The sequence below is a fragment of the Flavobacterium galactosidilyticum genome, assembly GCF_020911945.1.
Classification (GTDB): domain Bacteria; phylum Bacteroidota; class Bacteroidia; order Flavobacteriales; family Flavobacteriaceae; genus Flavobacterium; species Flavobacterium galactosidilyticum.
Map to the genome: position 1 here is coordinate 2,128,150 of NZ_CP087135.1, position 20,182 is coordinate 2,148,331.

Annotated in this window: 7 protein-coding genes; all 7 read right to left on the reverse strand. The window is 27.6% G+C overall.

Features of this window, described 5'->3' with window-relative positions; all coding sequences use genetic code 11:
- Positions 1-2: 2 nt before the first annotated feature.
- The 7 genes from LNP27_RS09350 to mads2 all read right to left on the reverse strand — a co-directional run bounded on the left by LNP27_RS09350 (position 3) and on the right by mads2 (position 20,175).
- Positions 3-4,523, reverse strand: a complete 4,521-nt coding sequence (locus LNP27_RS09350) for a sacsin N-terminal ATP-binding-like domain-containing protein (RefSeq protein ID WP_229941380.1) — start codon at positions 4,521-4,523, stop codon at positions 3-5.
- A 143-nt stretch (positions 4,524-4,666) separates the two neighbouring features.
- Positions 4,667-5,350 carry a PP2C family protein-serine/threonine phosphatase gene (locus tag LNP27_RS09355; RefSeq protein WP_229941381.1) on the reverse strand — a complete coding sequence of 228 codons (684 nt, stop codon included), beginning with the start codon at positions 5,348-5,350 and terminating at the stop codon, positions 4,667-4,669.
- Positions 5,350-10,788, reverse strand: a complete 5,439-nt coding sequence (mads8, locus tag LNP27_RS09360) for a methylation-associated defense system ATP-binding protein MAD8 (RefSeq protein WP_229941382.1) — start codon at positions 10,786-10,788, stop codon at positions 5,350-5,352. The genes LNP27_RS09355 and mads8 overlap by 1 nt, the downstream gene beginning before the upstream one ends.
- An 11-nt stretch (positions 10,789-10,799) precedes the next feature.
- Entirely contained in the window at positions 10,800-12,356 is a 1,557-nt protein-coding gene (gene mads7 / locus LNP27_RS09365; protein WP_229941383.1) for a methylation-associated defense system protein MAD7, read from the reverse strand.
- Positions 12,357-12,358: 2 nt separating this feature from the next.
- Positions 12,359-16,831 carry a methylation-associated defense system protein kinase MAD6 gene (mads6, locus tag LNP27_RS09370; RefSeq protein ID WP_229941384.1) on the reverse strand — a complete coding sequence of 1,491 codons (4,473 nt, stop codon included), beginning with the start codon at positions 16,829-16,831 and terminating at the stop codon, positions 12,359-12,361.
- Positions 16,822-18,171 (reverse strand): restriction endonuclease subunit S domain-containing protein, encoded by a 1,350-nt coding sequence (locus LNP27_RS09375; RefSeq protein WP_229941385.1) that lies wholly within the window; start codon positions 18,169-18,171, stop codon positions 16,822-16,824. Before LNP27_RS09375 ends, mads6 begins: the two co-directional genes overlap by 10 nt.
- Complete coding sequence (gene mads2 / locus LNP27_RS09380) at positions 18,172-20,175, reverse strand: methylation-associated defense system DNA methyltransferase MAD2 (protein WP_229941386.1); 2,004 nt, start codon at positions 20,173-20,175, stop codon at positions 18,172-18,174.
- Between the last annotated feature and the right edge of the window lie 7 nt (positions 20,176-20,182).

The following is a 20,182-nucleotide window of genomic DNA, read 5'->3' on the forward strand; positions in this document are numbered from 1 at the left end:
ACTTATAAATAATTTTCGTCACCAATATTACTATTCTTTGTAATCATATTATTTTCATTATTAAAAATATCGGTATTTAATTTTTCCGCCATTTCTTGATTTGTAATGAATAATAATTTAGTAGAACTGACTGGTGCGTTTTCCATCAATTTATTTACTAATTCAATATCTTTAGCACTATTATCAACACGGATTAATGTATATGGATTATAGGGTAAGTTTATTAAATCGTCTTTTGAATATATTATTTTGAAATCATCATTTCCTAAGTAAATCCAAAGCTCTATATTGTCACCTTCTAATTTTTTCCAGCTATAAGGATCCAAATACAATAATCCTTTTACTGATGAGCGAAAAATAATGTTTCGTATTTCCCCTTTATCATTTTTGAAAGATTTGACATTTGTTTCCCGAAATTCTTCTGGGTTACTTGGAGAGAAGCCAATACTATCCAAATTTAATATCCCTTTAAGTGATGCCGAAAAGTTTGCTTCTAATTGAGATGTTAATTCTTCGGTAAGTTCTCCTCCAATAATTTGTTTAAGAGTTTCTATTTCGGTTAATGAAAAATCGTTTGAATTTGTATAATTGGGTTCTATATTTTTATTTAAATAATCTTTATTTTCATCATTTTTAATTACCTTAAGTTTGTTAAGTTTTTTTCTAATGACTATTTTATCTGAATTATTTATCCCAAATTCTTCACATAATACATCCAATAGAATTAATTCATCGGCAAAAAATAATTTCTTATTATTTTGATCATTATAGAACATAACGGGCTCAGAATATGTAGGATAATTATCAAAAGTTAGTTCAATATTTGAGCATTGAACAAAATCATAAGTATTAAAAAAATATTCAATTTCAGAAATATCGTGAGCTATTATTTTGTCATTAAAGTATTCTTCAACAACTTCTTGAATTTCTTCAATAATTATTACGCTTTCTATTTCTTCTTTTGTATGCTGTATTGTTAAATTAATATCCTTAATAACAGTAATACCAAGTTCAGTCAATTTGTTTTTAAATTCTTCATTATAATCAAGATTGTCAATGGAGATTTTATATAAGTTGTTAGATTTTGATATTATAGAAATTGCTAATGATTCTAAAGATTTATCTAAATATATTGTATCAGTTATTTTCCTAAAGTCATTATCTGAACATCTAAATTCAATAGATTCACAAATAATATCTTTTTGTTCATCAGTAAAATCAGCATTGTTAAGATGGTCAATAATTAGATTATTATAATCGTTGTTTTCATATTCTTTATTTGATAGCAACGCTTTTATAATATCTTGACTATCTAGTTTGTCTTTAAAATTTAAACACTCAGAAAGACCATTAAATTTCTTAATATCAAAAGTTAAACAATTATCATTATCCTTTAAATAAATTTCTAAATCTGGAGAATATACCTCTTGAGCTGAAACACAAATACCGCTTTTAATTGGAAAATATTTATTGTCTGGATAATTTAAAAATAATATAAAAAGACTTTCATTAATTTTTGGATGAGTAAGGCCTGTGTTTACTTTTTTTATAATTAAATGATAGTCACTAATATTAATTAGCTTATCCCAAAATATATTTAAGTTGTCATATTTATTATTAATATGTTTAAAAAAAGCGATGTAAAAAAAATTGTCTCTAACAGTATAATTACCAATCGGAAATGGATATGTTTTAAATTCCTTTTTTTCATTTAATTGATTAATTTTAATACCAGGAGTGATATTAAATTTCAATAAAAAATTATAAAAATCAATATGATTTTTTTTATCTAACAATTCCATGTATTCAGAAGAAATATATTTTACATCATCAATGTTTTGAAATAATTCTTTAGAATAAAAATCCACTTCGTCAATATATTTTGAAAATGAATTGTCAATAAATAAATTCAATTTTGCTGGGCTGACAATTGAATTATCAGAACATAATATTGGGAAATTAAATAAATTGTCGCGATTTACATCAAGATCTTTAATTGTGCTGAGAAAGTTAAAAATGGATATTAATGAATTTAAAATATCATTTTGATTACTGCTATGAACTTCTTTAAAATCATTTTTAGATAATTTTCTTAATGTTCTATTAAATAGTCTATTTTCTGTAATTTCTATATCTGCAATTTGTTTTATAAATTTAATAAATTCATTTTTTTGAATTTTGTATTCATTACATATTTTATCAATGTTAACATAATTCATATCGTTGTCACCATATCTTTCATTTAAGAATGAGTAATCTTCCTTGCTATTATCCACTTTCATCATTATAGCATCCTTCAATACAATCAATTGCCCGTCATTACATTCAATTAGAAGTTCAGAAAATTGATTATTAACTAAAAGATTGTTTCGTGAATCGACAAGATCTTTATTAGAAAAAAGAAAATACCAAAGATTATTAATGTACTTTTTTTTATTTGTTTTTAATTCATCACTATCAACCTCATTTAATAATAGTTTTTTGACTATTTCTTCAATATTCTTTGCTATTAAATCAACTGTGAATTTTACATCATAATCATCGATTGATAATATGTTAAATAAAGATTTTATATTTAATTTACTAACAAAAATATTTTCTAATTCCGAAGGACAAGGTTTATATAATTCTAAATAATTAAAAGTTTCTTTATATGGTGCGGGTATGAAAACAGTAATATCTGAAACATAATAATCTAGACCGGATATTAAAAAGGGTGTAACTTTCTCACTAATTATTTTATATATTCTTTTATGATTTTCTAAAATTCTTATTCTAAACAAGAAAAAAATAAATTGTTTGTAACTAATAAAATAATCTTTTTTGAAAGTAACTAGATTAAATAAATCAATTAAATCTTTTTCATTGAAGGTATCAATTTCCAAGTAGTCAATTAACTTATCTTCTTCATCTATTAATAAAGAAGATAGAATGTGTTTATCTAAGAATTTTTCTATTTGATTAATGTATTTCTTATCAATAATTTTAAAAATTCCAGTCTTATCAATAATTAAGTTATCCTTTTTAATATTTACGTTATCAAGGTCTGGCAATTCTAATTTGATACTATTCGCCAAATAGTTTTCAGCTATTATTTCTAAGGCACTAATATTACTATTTTCAAAATCAGGGATTAATTTTAGAAAATCTGAGTACTTATTATCATTTATTAAAATTTGTGAAAAAGTAAGTAGTGTTTCTGAAGCAAATTTTAAAACTTCATCATTGTATTTTAAGTTCTGTACTAAATCTGTTCTATCTAAATCAGGAATGAAATCAGCATTTATGATATATGGCAGACCGTGTTTTGTGTTTGACAAAGGCAGATAAGTAAAAAGATTTATCAGTTCGGAATTGTCAATTAATGGTAAAGCAATACTAACTTTTGGCTTTCTAAAGTTTCTCATTTTAGATGGAATTGCAGTAATGTTTTCATCTAACAATTCAGCTATTACTTCTGGATTTGTAATTTCATATTCTTTAGAAATAGTCAAATATTTACCATCTTGATTATTATTCACTTTTAAAGTTAGTATATCGAAGTTTTTTTGTTTTTCGATTTCTTTTTCTAATAGGATAATTTCACCTGGAATTTTTATTTCTAGACTAACCAGGTTTTCTAAGAATATTAACAGATATGGATTTTGAGATAATTGTTTTAAATATTTTATAACATCACTTTTAAGTTCTTCACTTATCAGTTCAATTGCAAAAGCAACAGGAACGTTAAAAAAATCAAATTGTTGAATTTCATCAACTTTATCTTTTTCCAATTGAAATATAGGCAAAACTTCCCAAGGTAAATGAGCACCAGTTTCAGCTTTTTTAAAACTAAAACTAAAATTACCGGATCTAATATACACATTGTGTGTGTATCTAAATATTGATTTAAAACCGATGCCTTTATAACCAATCCTTTCTCTATCACTTTCATTAATTTGTTCTCCAGCTAAAATACCCGTAATTGATTTAAAATTATTTTCAGTAAACAATGAGCCGTTATGTTTTACTAATAAATAATTGTTGAATATTTCGAAGGTTACAGATACATTTTTAAAATTTTTATTTGGGTGATCAACTGCATTTTGAATTAACTCATACAAGAAAGTAAGTTCATTAGACGATAAATCTCCTCTTAATCTATCTAGCATATTTCTATGCATACTAAGGTATCTTTCTGGTAAACCTAGATGTTCTTTAAGTTCATTTTCTATTATCTTTTTACTTCTTGTAAAAGATAAAACATCATCTAAATAAGTTCTGAATACTTTAGTGCTTAGATTAAAATTTTGTTTTTCATCATTATAATCAGTTATTGCAACAGACAATATATCTCCCTTTTTTATAACTGAAAATAGCTTTTGTGACAATTCTCGCTCATTAGCAATATTTGAAACATGCAATCTACAATCATATCCTTCAATTTTGAACAATATAAGTTGAGCTTCTGTTAAAATATTTTCTACTTCAAGATTATATATTGAACCAAGTTCATATTTAGATTTTATTTCTTGCCAAGTCATAATTTAAATAGTTGATTTATTTGTTTTATGCAAATAATTTATTTTTTAATAATTTTATTTTAACCACTATAAATAATTATTTATGTGAATATATACTCTGTAGTTAATCTCATTTATTTCACCAAGAATTTTTTTCTATAGTTTTACAAATCATTATTAATTCCAATAATATAGCTGTAATTATCTTTTGATTTTTCAATTAATTCATTATTTATTTTTTCAAAGTCTAATCTAACAAAATCTAGAATTGATATTGTGTCAGTTACTCCATCTGAACATATAACAAAACTGGAATAATCATAATTCATAATTTCAAAATATCCCTTTTCAATTATTTCTCTTTTACCAGAGATAGACTTTGTTACAATATGTTTATATTTTTCTATATTTTCAGAAGAAATAATATTTCCCATATCCAACATTTCATTTATTAAAGAATGTGATTTTGATTTAAATATCTGATTATCATCTTTAAATAAATACAATGAAACATCACCAACCCAAAATAGAAAAGATTTTTCTTGACCTAGTATTAAACATCCTAAAGTTGCTCCAGACTTAGTGTCATATTGGTCAATTAACCCCTTTATTGATAAATTAGCTTTTTTTATAGCTTCATCTATTGATGTTGAGTTGACTTGGTTACAATTCCTTAGGTAATTAAAAACTGTCCCTGCAACTAAATCAGCAGCTTTCTTCCCATTTTCATAACCACCCATACCATCAGCAATTAAATAAATTTGAGTATCCGAAGATAATTCCTCAATGAGAATAATATCCTGATTTTCCTTTCTTTTACCGATACCTGTATGTGAAATAATATTCATTATTTTCTATCTGCTTTTAAAGTTGCTCCACCATGTTTAGTAAATCGAGGTCTAGTTGAGATTTTAACTGGATTGTTTGTGATACCTAACTCTGTTGCTTTAGATGACCAGAGAAAACCTTCTCCTGGTTTTAACATACTTAAATCATTAGCTGATAAGTTTCCTAATTGATTTATTGACTTTTGTATATGCTTTAGCCATTGAGGAGAATTAAATTTATGTAATAAAACAACTGAGCTTAATTCAATTATTTCATTTGGTAAACTTGGTGGGTCTTGACTTGCTATCATTATACTAACACCTTTATGACGCATTTCTCTAATAGCAGTCACAATATTATTTGTTAAATCTTTGTTGTCCATGTACTTGTGAGCTTCATCAAATACAATAAACTTATTAAACGGTTTTTCATTATAAACTTTTACCCCAGAGAAAATGTTTAACATTATTACAAATAAACCTAAAGCTTCATCTTTTACAATAAATTCATCTCTTAAGTCTACAATAATTAATCTGCCTGGTCTTATTATTTCTTTAATATACAAATCATCATTAATATATTCTTGAGCAAAATTTAATTTCTGACGTGCTAAAGCTTTTTGAGAAGAAGTAAGCAGTTCCGATTCTTCAACACTCTCACGTAAACCAACTAATGAAAGATCATTTCTTTGAGCTCTCATTATAGCTTTAAGTTGTCTTATGTATGCAGAATCGTTACCAATTGCACCTAAAAGAAACATCCAATCTTGAACATTTAATTCTTTTGAATTAAAAGAAATTGGCAAGACTTCAATTGAAGGAAACTCAAGTCTTCTCTCTTCAATTTTATCTATAGGTGATAGTAAGACAACATCTTCAATTGATGCTGGATTTGCCCCATATTTTTCTTTTAAGATAGCAAGTTCACGTTGTTGATCATTTTCAAAAATCATAGAAGTGAACTCTGGCTCATAATCCATGCTTTCACTATAATGAAAAATAACTCCTGCCAAAGGTGAGTTCAAAATATTTACATTTTGAACTTGTTTTAATACCATTTCTGAAATGGTACCAATTGTGTAACTTTTACCACCACCTTGAATACCAAATAAACTTATGGTATTTGTTTCAGATAAATCTATTGCTATTTTTTTATTATGAATTGACGTGCCCAGTAAACCAAACTGTTCAGACGATGACGATTTACCTATTAAAATATCATATTCAGGAGCTTTAAAACTTTCAAAATTGTTTTTTTTATCTGAATCTATTTCAACAATTTCAGATTTTTCAATTGCTATTATTTCATTATTATCAAGCAAATGCTCATCTTCCAATTTAGGATTTTCCTCGATTTCTAATTCTTTATTCTCATCCTTTTTCTCAATAGTGTGATTTTGTGAACCGGGTCTTTTTTCCTTCTCCACTTCAGAATCACTTCGCATATTTTCGTCGTTTGACGGTTTTAGTTTCGGTTCATATTTTTTTAGAAATGGTTTTAGTTTTTCATTTGCATTAATACTAATAGCTATATCTTTTGTTAAATCAAGGTCCTCTAATCTTTGTGTATTTAAATCTGAATCTACGTCCAATATTTCTTTAATTAGCGAATGCCCAAAAGTAAAGATTGTAGTATTTTCATCTAAAATCTGTTTTAGATGTTTTTTATCAAATGAAAAATCAAAAATAAATCCAACTCTATTAAATTTTAAAGTATAACCATCATTCAAGGTTTGAATAAAGTTAATATATGAATTATAAGCATTGTCCGAAAGATATTGATATCGAAAAGCTCTCTCAATGTAAAATTCTAAGATACGTTTAAATTCCAAATTTTTTATTTCTCTATCTAATCTATCTTGCGATTTATAGTTATTTGGGTCAAAATGTGTTTTTAAAGCAAGTATCGTATTTTCGATTTGCTCCATCATCTTACTTTTTAATTCATCTCTTTCACTTGTACTTAAATATGTTCTACATTTAATTTCTAATACAGAAATGTTTATTTCTCTTGTTTGAGTATTTACGGTAAAAACTAAATTATCAGCTCTACTTTTAGAATTTGAACTTAAATTCTCAAATAATTCTTGATGCAAGTCTATTGGAACTATAAAAGCATTTTCTAAAAGACCTTTCTTTTGAAGAACTCTTTTTGAAAAGGCAGAACCAATAACTTCAAATGCTTTATTTTTTGAAGAATTTAATTGTAAAACCAAGGAACTACTAATTGCTCTTAAATCTTCTAATAAAGTTTTAATACAGATTATATCTTTTTCATTAGTTACATCTAAACCAAATTCTTCAAAATGTGGACTCAAAAGACCTACAATTTCGGATGAAGGTTTTGTTGTTAAATAAGATGAAATCCCAGAAATATCTTCACTTGGTATATAATCTAAGAGGAAAGGTATTTCATTATCAACCGATGGTTGGTCAAATATTTGAGGACCTAAATTTTTATCAAAAGTTATCACCCAATCTGAGTATTCATGTAAATGAGAAATTAAAACTTTATCGCGGTCATTTAAATCCAATTGAATTGCTGGTATTGCATCTGTATTATGCGAAGCTAGTGCACATGCAATATTTTTTTGAAAATTAGTAAATATTGAAGTTGAAAAAAATGATTTTGCTTTATTAACATCAATATAATTTATCCATCGCATCGTATCTGTACCTTTATCAAAGAATGCATCCGTTGTATTTATTGTAAATAAACCATTTAAGAAATCTGATTTAAAATCTAAATTTGGTTTAGTTAATGTAATTTTTGATGTAAAAGGATTTACAAGGAAGCTTAAATGAGCATTGAATTCTTCAGGTGTTGTAAGGAAATCTTCAATACTATTAATTGAAAATCTTAACTTCGGAAACAGTCTATTTTCAGAAGCTTGAGAAAACAATTCCGCTTCCTCAGATATATTAGTTTCTGGATTTATTAACTCTTTTAAAGCATTTCCAGGCTCAATTAAAGATACATTACCAATAAAAATACGAACTTCAAATTTAGTGTCAGAATATTCATTTATTCGGCTTAGTTCCACAAAAGCATCTGCAAATTTGTCTGCATCGCCAACGTTGAATAAATTAATAACTAACTTATCTGTATATGGGTGCTGAATCAAAAAGTTTTTAAGATGTTTTACCAATAATGTTTTACTTACTTCATTATCAGTATAATTATCTTTAGATATATTTAGAATTGATTTATAATAATGTTTTAATTGATGGGTTACAGGTACAAGGTTGTCTTTACCTTTTAGATTTTCAACGTTAAAATAAATACCCCAACCAAAAGTTATTTCACCAGAATATTCATAATTAATAAAATTTGAAGGATCGACAAATACATAAGGATTATTGCTAGGATGTATTTTACCAAGAAAAATCTCTTGTAGTCTATTCCAATCCTTCGCGTGATCGATATATTTTATAGTTTTATCTTGCCAGTTTTCAAAGACTTCTATCAGATTATAAAACCACGCTAACCTTAATGGATGCAATGGCGATATTAAAACTGCACTAACACTTTCATTATTAGGTAACTTCGTTTTAACTTTAACTAGATCTAAAAACTGAATTTCTGAATAAACTAGCTTAAGCTTTTCTTTGTCACTTTCGTCAAAATCAGTCTTACTAATTTTTTTGTTTAATTCGTTAATCCAATTATTATATCTGTCAAGATATTCTTTAATTTCTTCTTTGAAATCAGCGATATTAGCGGTTTCAAAAATTCCATTTTGATTATTGTTTGTTGCTAATATTTTTTTAAATAATTTCTCTCTTGCTATTAGTAATTTTTTTGGTGCAATCTCATTTAAATTACTTGTTAAAAATTCTATACTTTCAAATCCTATTGAAGTCTGATTGTTGCTTACTTTAACATTCACATAACCAATTGAAGAAGAATTTTGTAAAAACTCTTCTTCAATTTTACGAAGTTTCGAGGAAACTATAATTTGATAATTATGTTTCTGACTATAATTTATATGAAATATTGAGTTTGTTTTTTCTTTTTCATCATTTAGCCAAATATTTGATGTTTCACTTGGTGTAGGATTTTGAGAGTCTGAACCTTCTTTCAATAATTCAATATTAAATTTAAAGTGACCTTGTAAGACATTATTCAATTTGTCCTTTCTTTGATTTTCTTCTTTATCAGGATTCTCACTTATTTCATATTCAAAGTCTTCCGTATCAGAACTTAATTTGAAATTATAATTTTGTTTGGATTCTTTTGTCTTACCTTCCTTTTCCCATGCTTCTTGAATTTTATCACTCAAAAAATCATCGTTTATATTTAAAATGTTTCCATTTTCATCTTCAGCAATTATTTTAAAAAAATAGGACCCTTCTTCTAAATTATTTGTGTTTAATTGTACAGTAGCTTCCCTATATTCTTGTTTAGCATTTGAATTTCCTAATTTTCTCAAAGTATTTATTTCAACACCAGCATAACCATCTACTTCCATTAATAGAACTCTAAAAAACTTTAATTCATTAACTTGATTTGGTGGTGGTGTTGTTTTAAAACGTATAGTTACATTTGAGTTAGAGTTTTCTTTCGCTTTTAAAACTTTTCTTCCTTCTTCTTCTACAAAATCTGTTGAACGAACTTCTAATACTTTTAGCTTTATTTCTTTAAAATTTAAATTTGGTATTTTCCAATTGTTAAACCACAGATTTGGATATTTATTTGAGACAATATCTACTAAATCAGAAATTGATTTAAGTTCCGATTCTTTTTTAAACAAATCAACAATCTCTTTTTGAATTGAATCTTTTTCAATCTCTAAACTTTCAACTCTTTCATATAGTGTTTTGTTAAAAGTAGAAAGCGTTTGACAACTTTGAAGATTAAGTGATAATCTCGATCTTATTGAATTAAAATCATTTAAGAGTGCTTCATCTGGTAGAATTTCTAAAAAATTGAGTGATTTACCAAATGATATTTTGTCATACGAATTATCTTTAATACTAATTAAAAATAATATGTAATTAAATTTGTTATTTTTTGAAGGTTTTAAGATGTCTTCAATTGCTTTTATTACAATTTTGAATTCAGAAGGTATATCACTAATCAATTCTTTCAATAACTCATTTTCTATATTATCTAAAGCTATTTCCTTAAATGTCGCATTACCATATGAATCCTCTGCAGCTGTCCTATTGTTGGCTGGGATTAAAATTAAAAGAGGTTTGCTTTGATTATTTCTTAATTCAATTAATTTAGTTGCTGAAATAAAACAATCTTGTTCTTCAATTTCATTAACAATAAAAACATCAATATTAGGAAAACAAATAGTAAGTTCTTGCCACAGTACCTTTAATTGATTTTCCCCTAGACCAGTTATTTTCATACAATGTCCAGGCTTGGCAGTTTCAAATTCATTGTTATGTAGCTTAGTTATTAAGCTTACTATTCTTGAGTAATATATTTCTTTATAATTATTTTTCATCTTAAAAAAATTTAATCCATTTGATATCTAGGTCTGACCTTTTGTAGAATATATGCATCACTTAAATCGTTATAAAAGCCAATTTGTCTTAATTTAAATTTAAACGCTTCTACATTTTCTTTGAAAGCCAAAATAGTATTTACATCAGCATTACTAAATCTTTCCTCACTTAACCCATTGATAATAAGACCGTATCTTTCTCGTAAATTCTTAGTTAATTCTTCTATTGACAAACTTTTTGTAACAAAACGATCGTTCTCTAAATGTAAAACCTGAATTTGAACTAGCGTTTCTAACAGTCTGGTTCCTAAGACATATCTTCTAGGGTGTTTTTTGCTTCTACCCTGTGCGAGATAGCCTCTTTCATTATTTTTTTGAGAAATACTATCCATAAATTGAGGATAATATTTCAATTGATATGGCCCCTTTATTTTCATTAATAATTCTACATATCGATCAAAATAGGTAGTTTCATATTTTACCATTTCGTTAACCAAGTCTTTATCTTCTTGTTCGAAGTTTCCATAAATGTAATCCCAATGTGTTTCAAACTTTAACTCGAAAGATTCACTTTTTTCCTTTAATATTCTTAAAACTTCTATTAATGAATCTGAATCGGTCTTATCTAATTTAAATCTTGCAATTACAGCATTTATTTGAAAAGTAGCTTTGATGTAATTATACAGTGAATTATAATTTTTAGCTGCATCTTCGATGGCAATTGCAGATATTTTACTTTCAAAATTATCTGTAACATCAACGACAATGTTCCAATCTTCTTCCATTTTTAGATTACCTTTTTCTATTAATTGAGGTAATGAAGAAATAACTTTATTTACGTACAATGACAAATGAAATGAAGTTATTGTTTTTAAATAATCAATTAGAACATTTCTAGGAATTTCATTTTTATAAACTAATAATTTATGGACATCATCACAATACAGTTCCGCCTGTTTTTTATTAATTGGAGATATTTTATTCAATTCTGAATTACTTTCTAAAAACCCAGGATTAATATTTTTTATTAAATGTAAAATCCCTAAGCTATCTACATCCAAGTTATTACCATTTAAAAACTGACTTTGGCTTGCATCCCAACCCTCCATTAAGAAATTTTTTAATTCGTTTTTAACTGCTGGCTTTTGACTTAACATTAAATATAATTGATCAGCACTAAAGAAATCTCTAGTTTGTTGCGCATTACGAACTCTGTAGCTTTCAAGATGAATTGGTCTTAAAGAAGATATTTTTTCTTTTTCTGAATTTCCTCTATTTACAAGATTTATTAAATTTGTTCTTAACCATAATTCAACCGCCTCGGGGTTTTCTTTAAATCCTTCAATACCTCCATCTTCTTCTAACTTTATAAAGATTTCTTTTAGTTTTTCCAATTTAATGAATACATTTTCGCCTTTACGTGCTCTTTGTTTTGGTCTTACGCCATTATGTTTTAACAGCATAAACAAATTTACTAGTGTGCTATCTATATTGTTTACTTTGGCATCGGCAGTAAATATTAGTTCATTACGGAAAATGCCTTCATCTTTATTTAAATTTATTGCCATACTTATATTGTTACTTTTTTAATTGTTATTTTACTTGAACCCATTTTTTTGATGGAAAAGAATTCCTTATTGTTTGGAGTTACAACAATTTCATCATATTTAAGATTTTCTAATAGATTTTTAAACACTATTAGTTCCACAAATTTTCCTTTTAAATCATTTAATGATGGGCTAAATCCTTTTTGAATAAAATGAAGCATTTCATATAAATCTAAAGAAATGGTTAAGCTAATATGTTTGTGCTTTTTATGCCTAAAAATTAAACTATCCGCTTCATACTCTATGTATTTTGTGAGATGCTCTGATTTATTTACAAATAAATCAAATTCTTCTAATGGGAAGAGTTTGAAAGATTTTCCATAAAGATCTTTAATTTCAGTTGAAGCTAATACTAAATTTTTCTCATCTAAATCTTGATTGTTACAACCTTCATTTAAAGAAACCGCACGAGATATCGATTTTTTTATAGAATCATCTAATTCTGATTTGCTCAAAACGTTGACGAAATCATAAACTGATTTATATGGCAATCTTAATAAGTAGCCGGGTTTACCTAATTCAACATTTTTATTTTCACCATCATTACTTTTATGTATTGTATTTATCTTGCCAAAGAATTTACCTTCATAGAATTGGTGTCTAACAAATACTTTTTGTCTGTTTCTTATTCTTTCAATATACTCATCACTTTGGTCATAAGCAGCCTTATAGTTTTTTGCTTCATTGAAAATTTCTAAAAAATCAAAATTCCTTTCTTCAAATAGCAAATAATCTTTATGGTAATGTTTGTTAAAAAATAATTCTCTGTCTAAATTAGGAATCGCTACTTCACCAATATCTGTTTCCCTTATTAATTTAATAAGACGGTCTTTGTTTCCCGAATCTATTATTTTAGGGTTAGAAATATTGAAATAATAATATTGCCATAAACTTTCAATTTCATTTTTATTGTTTTCTACTAATTCCGGAATGTCTTCACAAGCGACATCTCTAGTTAAAAGAAAAGCGATAAAAGATCTTATATCACGCATAGTAATATGTAATTCTCTTTTTAAGCTGACAGTTCTCAAGAGCCATTCTAACCTGTTTATAACTGAATCTCCAGAAATATCATCATTTAAGGTCTTTACATTGTAATTAATAAAACATGAATTAGCTAAATCACAACCTTCACAATTTCTCCAAAGTTCTTTTCTTGTGAGTTGTTTGACTTGTTTTTTAAACAAACTTCCAATTGCATCATTATCTGAAACAACAGAACGGAGATTAAGATTTATAACTAAAATACCTTCTGGAAGGTCAACATTACCCTCTTCATAAAAATAATCTTCAATGCTTTTTGATAATTTTTTATGTTTTGTAGAAGTTGTCAAAAATTCTACTAAACGACCTTCGTTGATTGCTATTATTCTTCCTTCAGGAGCTCTGTTGTAATTTAAAAGATTTTCGAATGGATTAAAAAACTTCTCTAAAACTGCTGTGTTATCAATATCTTTTTCGTCTTGAGATCCATCATAATTACTTTCATAATTAACACCATTTATCATGAAACGTGCCCCATTATTATGTTCAAAATGGTGGATATTTTTTACTGATGGATTTTGCTCAATTTTTTTTACGAAAGCTGTTTTACCATCACCTGCATTTCCTGTAATAATTACTAGTTTATATTTACCATCAATTATTGCTGGCAAAAGCGTTTTATCAAGTTTTGTTGGAGTATAGGTTTCATCATCTAATTCACTTGTTTTGATATTTACTCTAGTACCAAAATTTCCATATTTTGATTGACTATACAATGAATTGACATAATCAACCATGTTTATTCCTTCGACTGAAATTTTATGCGACTTGATTTTGTCTTTGTTTTTATCAAACAAATCTTTAATTGCATTATAAACTCTATCGACATTGCCAGGATTAAAATTACGGGCACCACCATTCCAAAAGACTTCATTGATAATCATTTCATCATCTACCTTTAGGACTAACTTAATTTTTTCTCCTAAGTCAATAGACGTTTTGTATTTTTCAATATTATCTTTAAATCTTTCAAGTGCGTTTTGTATGGCAGCATGTAAGTCAACATAGGTATTATTACTATTGTGTAATTTTAAATTGAATGACGGTGATTGTATTATTGAAATTTGGGTATGATATAATTTGTTTCTTGAACTAGCTTCCTTTGTATTTGGAATAATTTCTTCTAATAAATTTGACTCTAAATTTTTGAGAGCTGAAAGCATTTCTTCAGCTGTTTTAAATCTATCTTCCGTATTGGTTTCAATTGCTTTTGAAATGAAGTTTGAAAATTCATTTGAAATACGAGGTTCAATTGATTTTGGAGTATTGGCTTTCCTATCTCGTATAGGCATTTTATTGGGATGCCAAGGATATTGTTTACAAATTAACTCAAATAAAGTAACACCTAAAGCAAACAAATCAGCGGATAAATCCCAGTTTACTTTATAATTACTTTCTATTAAATCAGGAGCTAAATATGGGTTTGTACCTACAAAATCTTTGTTTTGATTCATAGTTGAAGCTACATTAAAATCAATCAACACAAAACGTTCACCATTATCCCAAATGATGTTTTGCGGTTTAATATCCCTATGAATTATTGGTTTTTCTCTGTTTTGCATCGCAACTAATGCGGAAAGAATATCTACGCCAACATTATACGCTTGATGTATTGGTAGACTTATATCTGTTGAAGTATATTGTCTTAGATTCTCTCCTTCTAAGTATTCCATCAATGTGTAAAATTGACCGGAAGGTGTTTCACCATTCCACTTAAATTTGACAATATTTTGATGGTTTAATTCGATTAAAGCTGCGTATTCATCTTTTACAGAATTTACATTTACACTATCGTTAAAAAGTTTCAGCGTATAAAAATTATCTTGCAAGCGATGCTTTACCTTAAAAACTTTAGAATATCCACCTTTGCCTAAAACTTTATGTATTGCAAAATCGCCAATTGTATCTCCTTCTTTAATTTCTTCAAAAGATATTATTTTCGATGGCTCGTTTTTTTCCTCATCCTTTTTACTTTTAGTTGTATTTAAAGATATAGCATTGTCAATTATCTCTTGTAGTTTTTCAATACTTTCAATACGCAGAAACTCATCTGTAATTATAGTCTTAGAACAAATCTCGTCAATCCATTTAGGAAGATTAGTGTTTACATGAGATGGCATTAGATTATCTGGTAATTTACCTCCTAAATTATTTAACTCAAAAGGTGAGGAAAAAGGCTCTTTGTCTGTAAATAACCAATAAATCAATACTCCTAAAGAATAAACGTCTGAGGCAATAGAAGCATCACCAATAGTCAATTCTAATGGATGATAGGCAGTTGCATTACTTTGATTTATGGTTGGCATAACCGTATAACCTTCATCTGAATGGTCCATAAAATATGACTTACCAAAGTTTCCTAAATAAGCATATCCACTGTTTAAATAAATGTTGTCTGGATTGATGTCTCTATGGAAAATATTTTCTTTATGTGCTTCTTTTAAAGCCACCATTACGTTTTTGATAATATCAACCTTTTCTTTGAACGTAAATGTTTTAATTCGAGATTCAGAACGCAAAGAGTTTTCGTCCATGAGATCTGATATTTCGTAGAATAAATGGTTTTCCTCATCAATTCTAAAATCAACGTTTAAAATAAAAGGTTTTCCTTTTATATTTTTGAGTGCGTTGTATTGGTTTTTAATTTTGTCTTCTCTATTTTTTAATTCCTTAGGAGACAAACCAACCACCTGCATAGCGTACTCTTTTATTCTTCTGTTTGATGATGTCGATCCGATTTGCTTCGCCAAGTATTCTACAAAATTGTTTTCTTGATGAAGTATTTTGATAATTTCAAATTCATATATGCGTTTCTTTTCTTCTGCTCTTTTTTGATTTTGCTGACCTGTTAGATAATTAAGAATTGGCTTTTGAATGTCTTCAATTGCATCTTCACTTTTATTCAATTCACCGGCATCTGTAATAAAATTGATTAACCTTTTATTTAGTTGAAAGGTTAGTTTATCGTCTTCAGGAGTAATAATAGGAATGGTATAGTTATCATACGAAAGAGTAACGATATTTTGAACCCAAGCTCTTGCCCAAGATGGATTGAACTCTTTTAGCTTTGATGCTAAAATTGCCGATTTTTGCCGATTGGTTCTTAATGGATTTCTACGAGGTTGGTCGTTTAAATACCAAGTATTATCATCTCCTTCAATACGACCACGCCAATCTTTATTTTCAATATTAAAAATCGCATGTGGTGCAATTACAATTAGATCATATTCCCAATATTGAGTAAGATTATTTTTTGTGTTTGTAGAAATTAATTCAACATTAGGAATTAAAAAGAAATCATCTGGAAGATTGACTTCTAAAAAATCCATTAGTTTTTTTTCTCCAGCGTTTACTACACTATCAAAATAGGTGGGTTTAACTATTATTGCCATGCGTCTATTTCTTTTTCGATTAAGTCTATTGCTTGGTTTTCTTGTAAAATTGCTTGGTTTATATTAGATAAATAAATCTCAATTTTAGTTTCAATTAAAAGAATTTTGTCCTTATCTAAAATGGGAACTTTAATATCACCAATATATTCTTCATTTAAATGTAGAATTACAGACCCATAAGAGCCCGATACTAATGAATTAATACCAATATTAGATTTTAAAAATGCAAATAAATATTTATTGCTTACAGCAGAATTATCTTTAAGCACGATTCTAATTGCATCTTCAGATACTGCAAATCCTTCTATACAAGGTAATGAATAGACCGTGTCACCTAGTGTTCCGCTTCTAGTAGTTAAAAGCCAACCTTCTTTAACAATGAAGCCTTTTGAAGCTTTCTCGCTTATGAATTTTTCGGTTTTTGTAGGATTTGCTTTTTGCATTTCAGAAGTTGATAAAAATGGGATGCCATTTTGAACATAATTTCTTTTTGATCTTGGCCCTATAAATATACCGCTCGTTAAATCCTTAAGTGTTACAAATTCAATATTTTGTTTATTTATAATATTTTCAACATTTGCAGAAACAACATTATAATTAGCGTCAAATCTTTTTTTATGATCATTAATTTTATTTATACAAATATTAGAAGTAATATACCCACCAGATTTATATTTAATATCCATAAAATCAAACAATTCAAGACATTCCTTCAAATATTGATTTGCTTCAACTCGCAGATTGGCTGAGTCTACAATTAATTGATGAAGTAATTGTTGCTTCTTTTCCTCCAATAATGGTACTGGAATAGCTTTAATCATTTCTTCAGAAATATATGGTTGTACACCACCGGATGCTAATTTGTGGAAAAATGTATTACCATATTTAGATACTAAATAGGCATAAATATATCCTGATATTTTTTTATCTTTTGCAGTAATTCTAATTATATTATCAGAACCCATTGCTTTTAATTCTTCATATTCTGAATTAATGTAAGAAGTTTGTCCAATTGCACCAACCCGACCAGTTACAATCATTCCTTCTTTAAGCACAGATTTTTCGTCAAAACCATGTTTTTTTGAATTGAAATTACAATTTTCAAAAGGATTATTTTTTGAAATATCTGAATTGCTCAAATATGGATAACCTTTCTCTTTTGAAGTATAAATTCTTTTTGTACGTCCGGCAGTAAATATCTCAGAAGCTAAATTACCAAGAAAATCAAACTTCATTTTTTGAATTTTACTCGAATACAAAACTCCTTCAGATAAATGATAGGAACCATCAAACCTTAAAGAAGAATTAATTTCATTATAGTTTATTGTTGCGTATTTCATCTAAAATCTATTTTTGAATTTAATAAATTCTTCCACAATTTTTGGTAAGTCATCATCTAAAAGTTTCTGTTTTTCCTTACGTACTTTTACTTCTTTAATTTCGTCTTTATTTGTAATTACATATTTGTTTTCAACTGTATAAAGAATTTCAGCACCATCTTCGTCTCTAACATAAATAGGATTTCCTCTTCGGTCTTTCCCTAATTTCTCTGCAATTGCCATAAACACATCATAATCTTCATCCGTTTCGCGCGCAATATTTTTAGTATTATCTGTTTTCTTTTCTAAAAACAACAAAGAGGATTGAACACCCACTTGAGGTAAAAAGGCCTCAACTGCTAAATCTACAGAAGCTAAAATTTTGAAATTTTCTAAAATCCATTCTCTTACTGGTAAGGTGTTTGGATTTCCTAAAATACCATCGGGCAATACTATTGCCATTTTACCACCTGGTTTTAATAATTTGTAACAAGCTTCTATGAATAGTACTTCCGGAGCATCTGAATATTTAGATAAAAAGAATTTAGCGGCAATTTCTTGCTCTACCTTTACTTTAGCACCAAATGGAGGATTAGTAAAAATCATATCGAATTTACCGCGAGCATCATCAGTATAATTGTTATCGATGTCTTGCATTTTATCTAAGCTCTTTTTTATAGATGCTTTAATTTTTTCTAATTCGTTAGGATCTTCCCAGTTTGGGTAATCTAAAGAATTTACGTGAAAAATATTTGCGTGACCATCACCAGCCATCACCATGTTCATACGAGCTGCCTTTTTTAAATCTGGATCAAAATCAAAACCATAAATATTGGTTTCGGCATATTTACGAACTCTTTCATTTACTTCATAGGTATTGAATTTTTCAATTAGCAAAACCTCTTCCAAATCAGGATATAATTCTTTTGCAATTTGTTTCCTTACATGTTCTAATACCATAACTAAAAAACCTCCTGAACCACATGCCGGGTCCAAAACACGAGTTTTTTCGTTAGGATTAAGCATTTCAACCATTGCTCTAACAATGTTTCTTGGTGTGAAAAATTGACCTGCTTCTTGTTTTAAAGTGTTGCTTACAATAGTTTCATACGCCATTCCTTTTACATCGACAGTTGCATCTAGAAATGAATATTTAGCTAATTCACTAGCAATAAAAGCAATCCCTTTATCTGTAAGTGCTATTGCTTCGTTTCCATCGAAAACATCTGAAAAGGTACTTTCACCTTTTAATTCTTCAAATATATCTTTTATACGTTTGGCGACACTTTTTCTTCCTTCATCAGTATTTTTTTCTTTTATTCCAACCCAAAATTTTCTGCGGTATGATTCACCAGTTTCTATACAAATAAATCGTCTTTTTTCATCGTATAGTTTACAAAAGATAAGGTATAACAATTGCCAAAAGGCATCTTTTTTTCGCCCTTCATTGCCATAAATATAGTCGTGAGAACGTTTGAAAACCTTTATTAAAGAGTCATTTGCTGGTTTGCGGCTATGAGAACGGTCAGCACGATCAAGATCATCGATAGATTCACCATGTCCTGGAATATCTGCTAAATCAGAAAAGATAAAATCGAAACCTAAAGTATCGTCTTCTTTTTGAAGGTATTTTAAATCATTGCCATTCGTCCAAAGACCGAAATCACAATTATCTAAAGCAGCTAGAGCATTCTCTAAAGTGATGGTAACACCTTTCTTTTTATCGTTTTCCTTTATTTTCTCATCTTGAACGACTGCGATTCTAATAATGTCTTCTTGATTTTGATTGGAATTTTCTTGATAAACAACTACTTCAACTTTTTGTTTTTTTGTCTTAGCAGTGTCCGGATCTACGAATGTTATATTTATATCACGAGCAATGTTTTTTAAATCAAAACCATACTCTTCACTAAGCATACGGATTATAGATTGTATATTTTTTTCTTGTGAAGTTGCTTTTTTGGGTTTGTCTGTTAAAACACAAACTAATTGATTGTCTTCAATAATAATTTCTTCAGTTGCCATATTTAGT

Excerpts from the sequence above, each read along its gene's own strand:
- LNP27_RS09350 (WP_229941380.1), bottom strand. The coding sequence starts at position 4,523 with ATGACTTGGCAAGAAATAAAATCTAAATATGAACTTGGTTCAATATAT.
- LNP27_RS09355 (WP_229941381.1), bottom strand. The coding sequence starts at position 5,350 with ATGAATATTATTTCACATACAGGTATCGGTAAAAGAAAGGAAAATCAG.
- mads8 (WP_229941382.1), bottom strand. The coding sequence starts at position 10,788 with ATGAAAAATAATTATAAAGAAATATATTACTCAAGAATAGTAAGCTTA.
- mads7 (WP_229941383.1), bottom strand. The coding sequence starts at position 12,356 with ATGGCAATAAATTTAAATAAAGATGAAGGCATTTTCCGTAATGAACTA.
- mads6 (WP_229941384.1), bottom strand. The coding sequence starts at position 16,831 with ATGGCAATAATAGTTAAACCCACCTATTTTGATAGTGTAGTAAACGCT.
- LNP27_RS09375 (WP_229941385.1), bottom strand. The coding sequence starts at position 18,171 with ATGAAATACGCAACAATAAACTATAATGAAATTAATTCTTCTTTAAGG.
- mads2 (WP_229941386.1), bottom strand. The coding sequence starts at position 20,175 with ATGGCAACTGAAGAAATTATTATTGAAGACAATCAATTAGTTTGTGTT.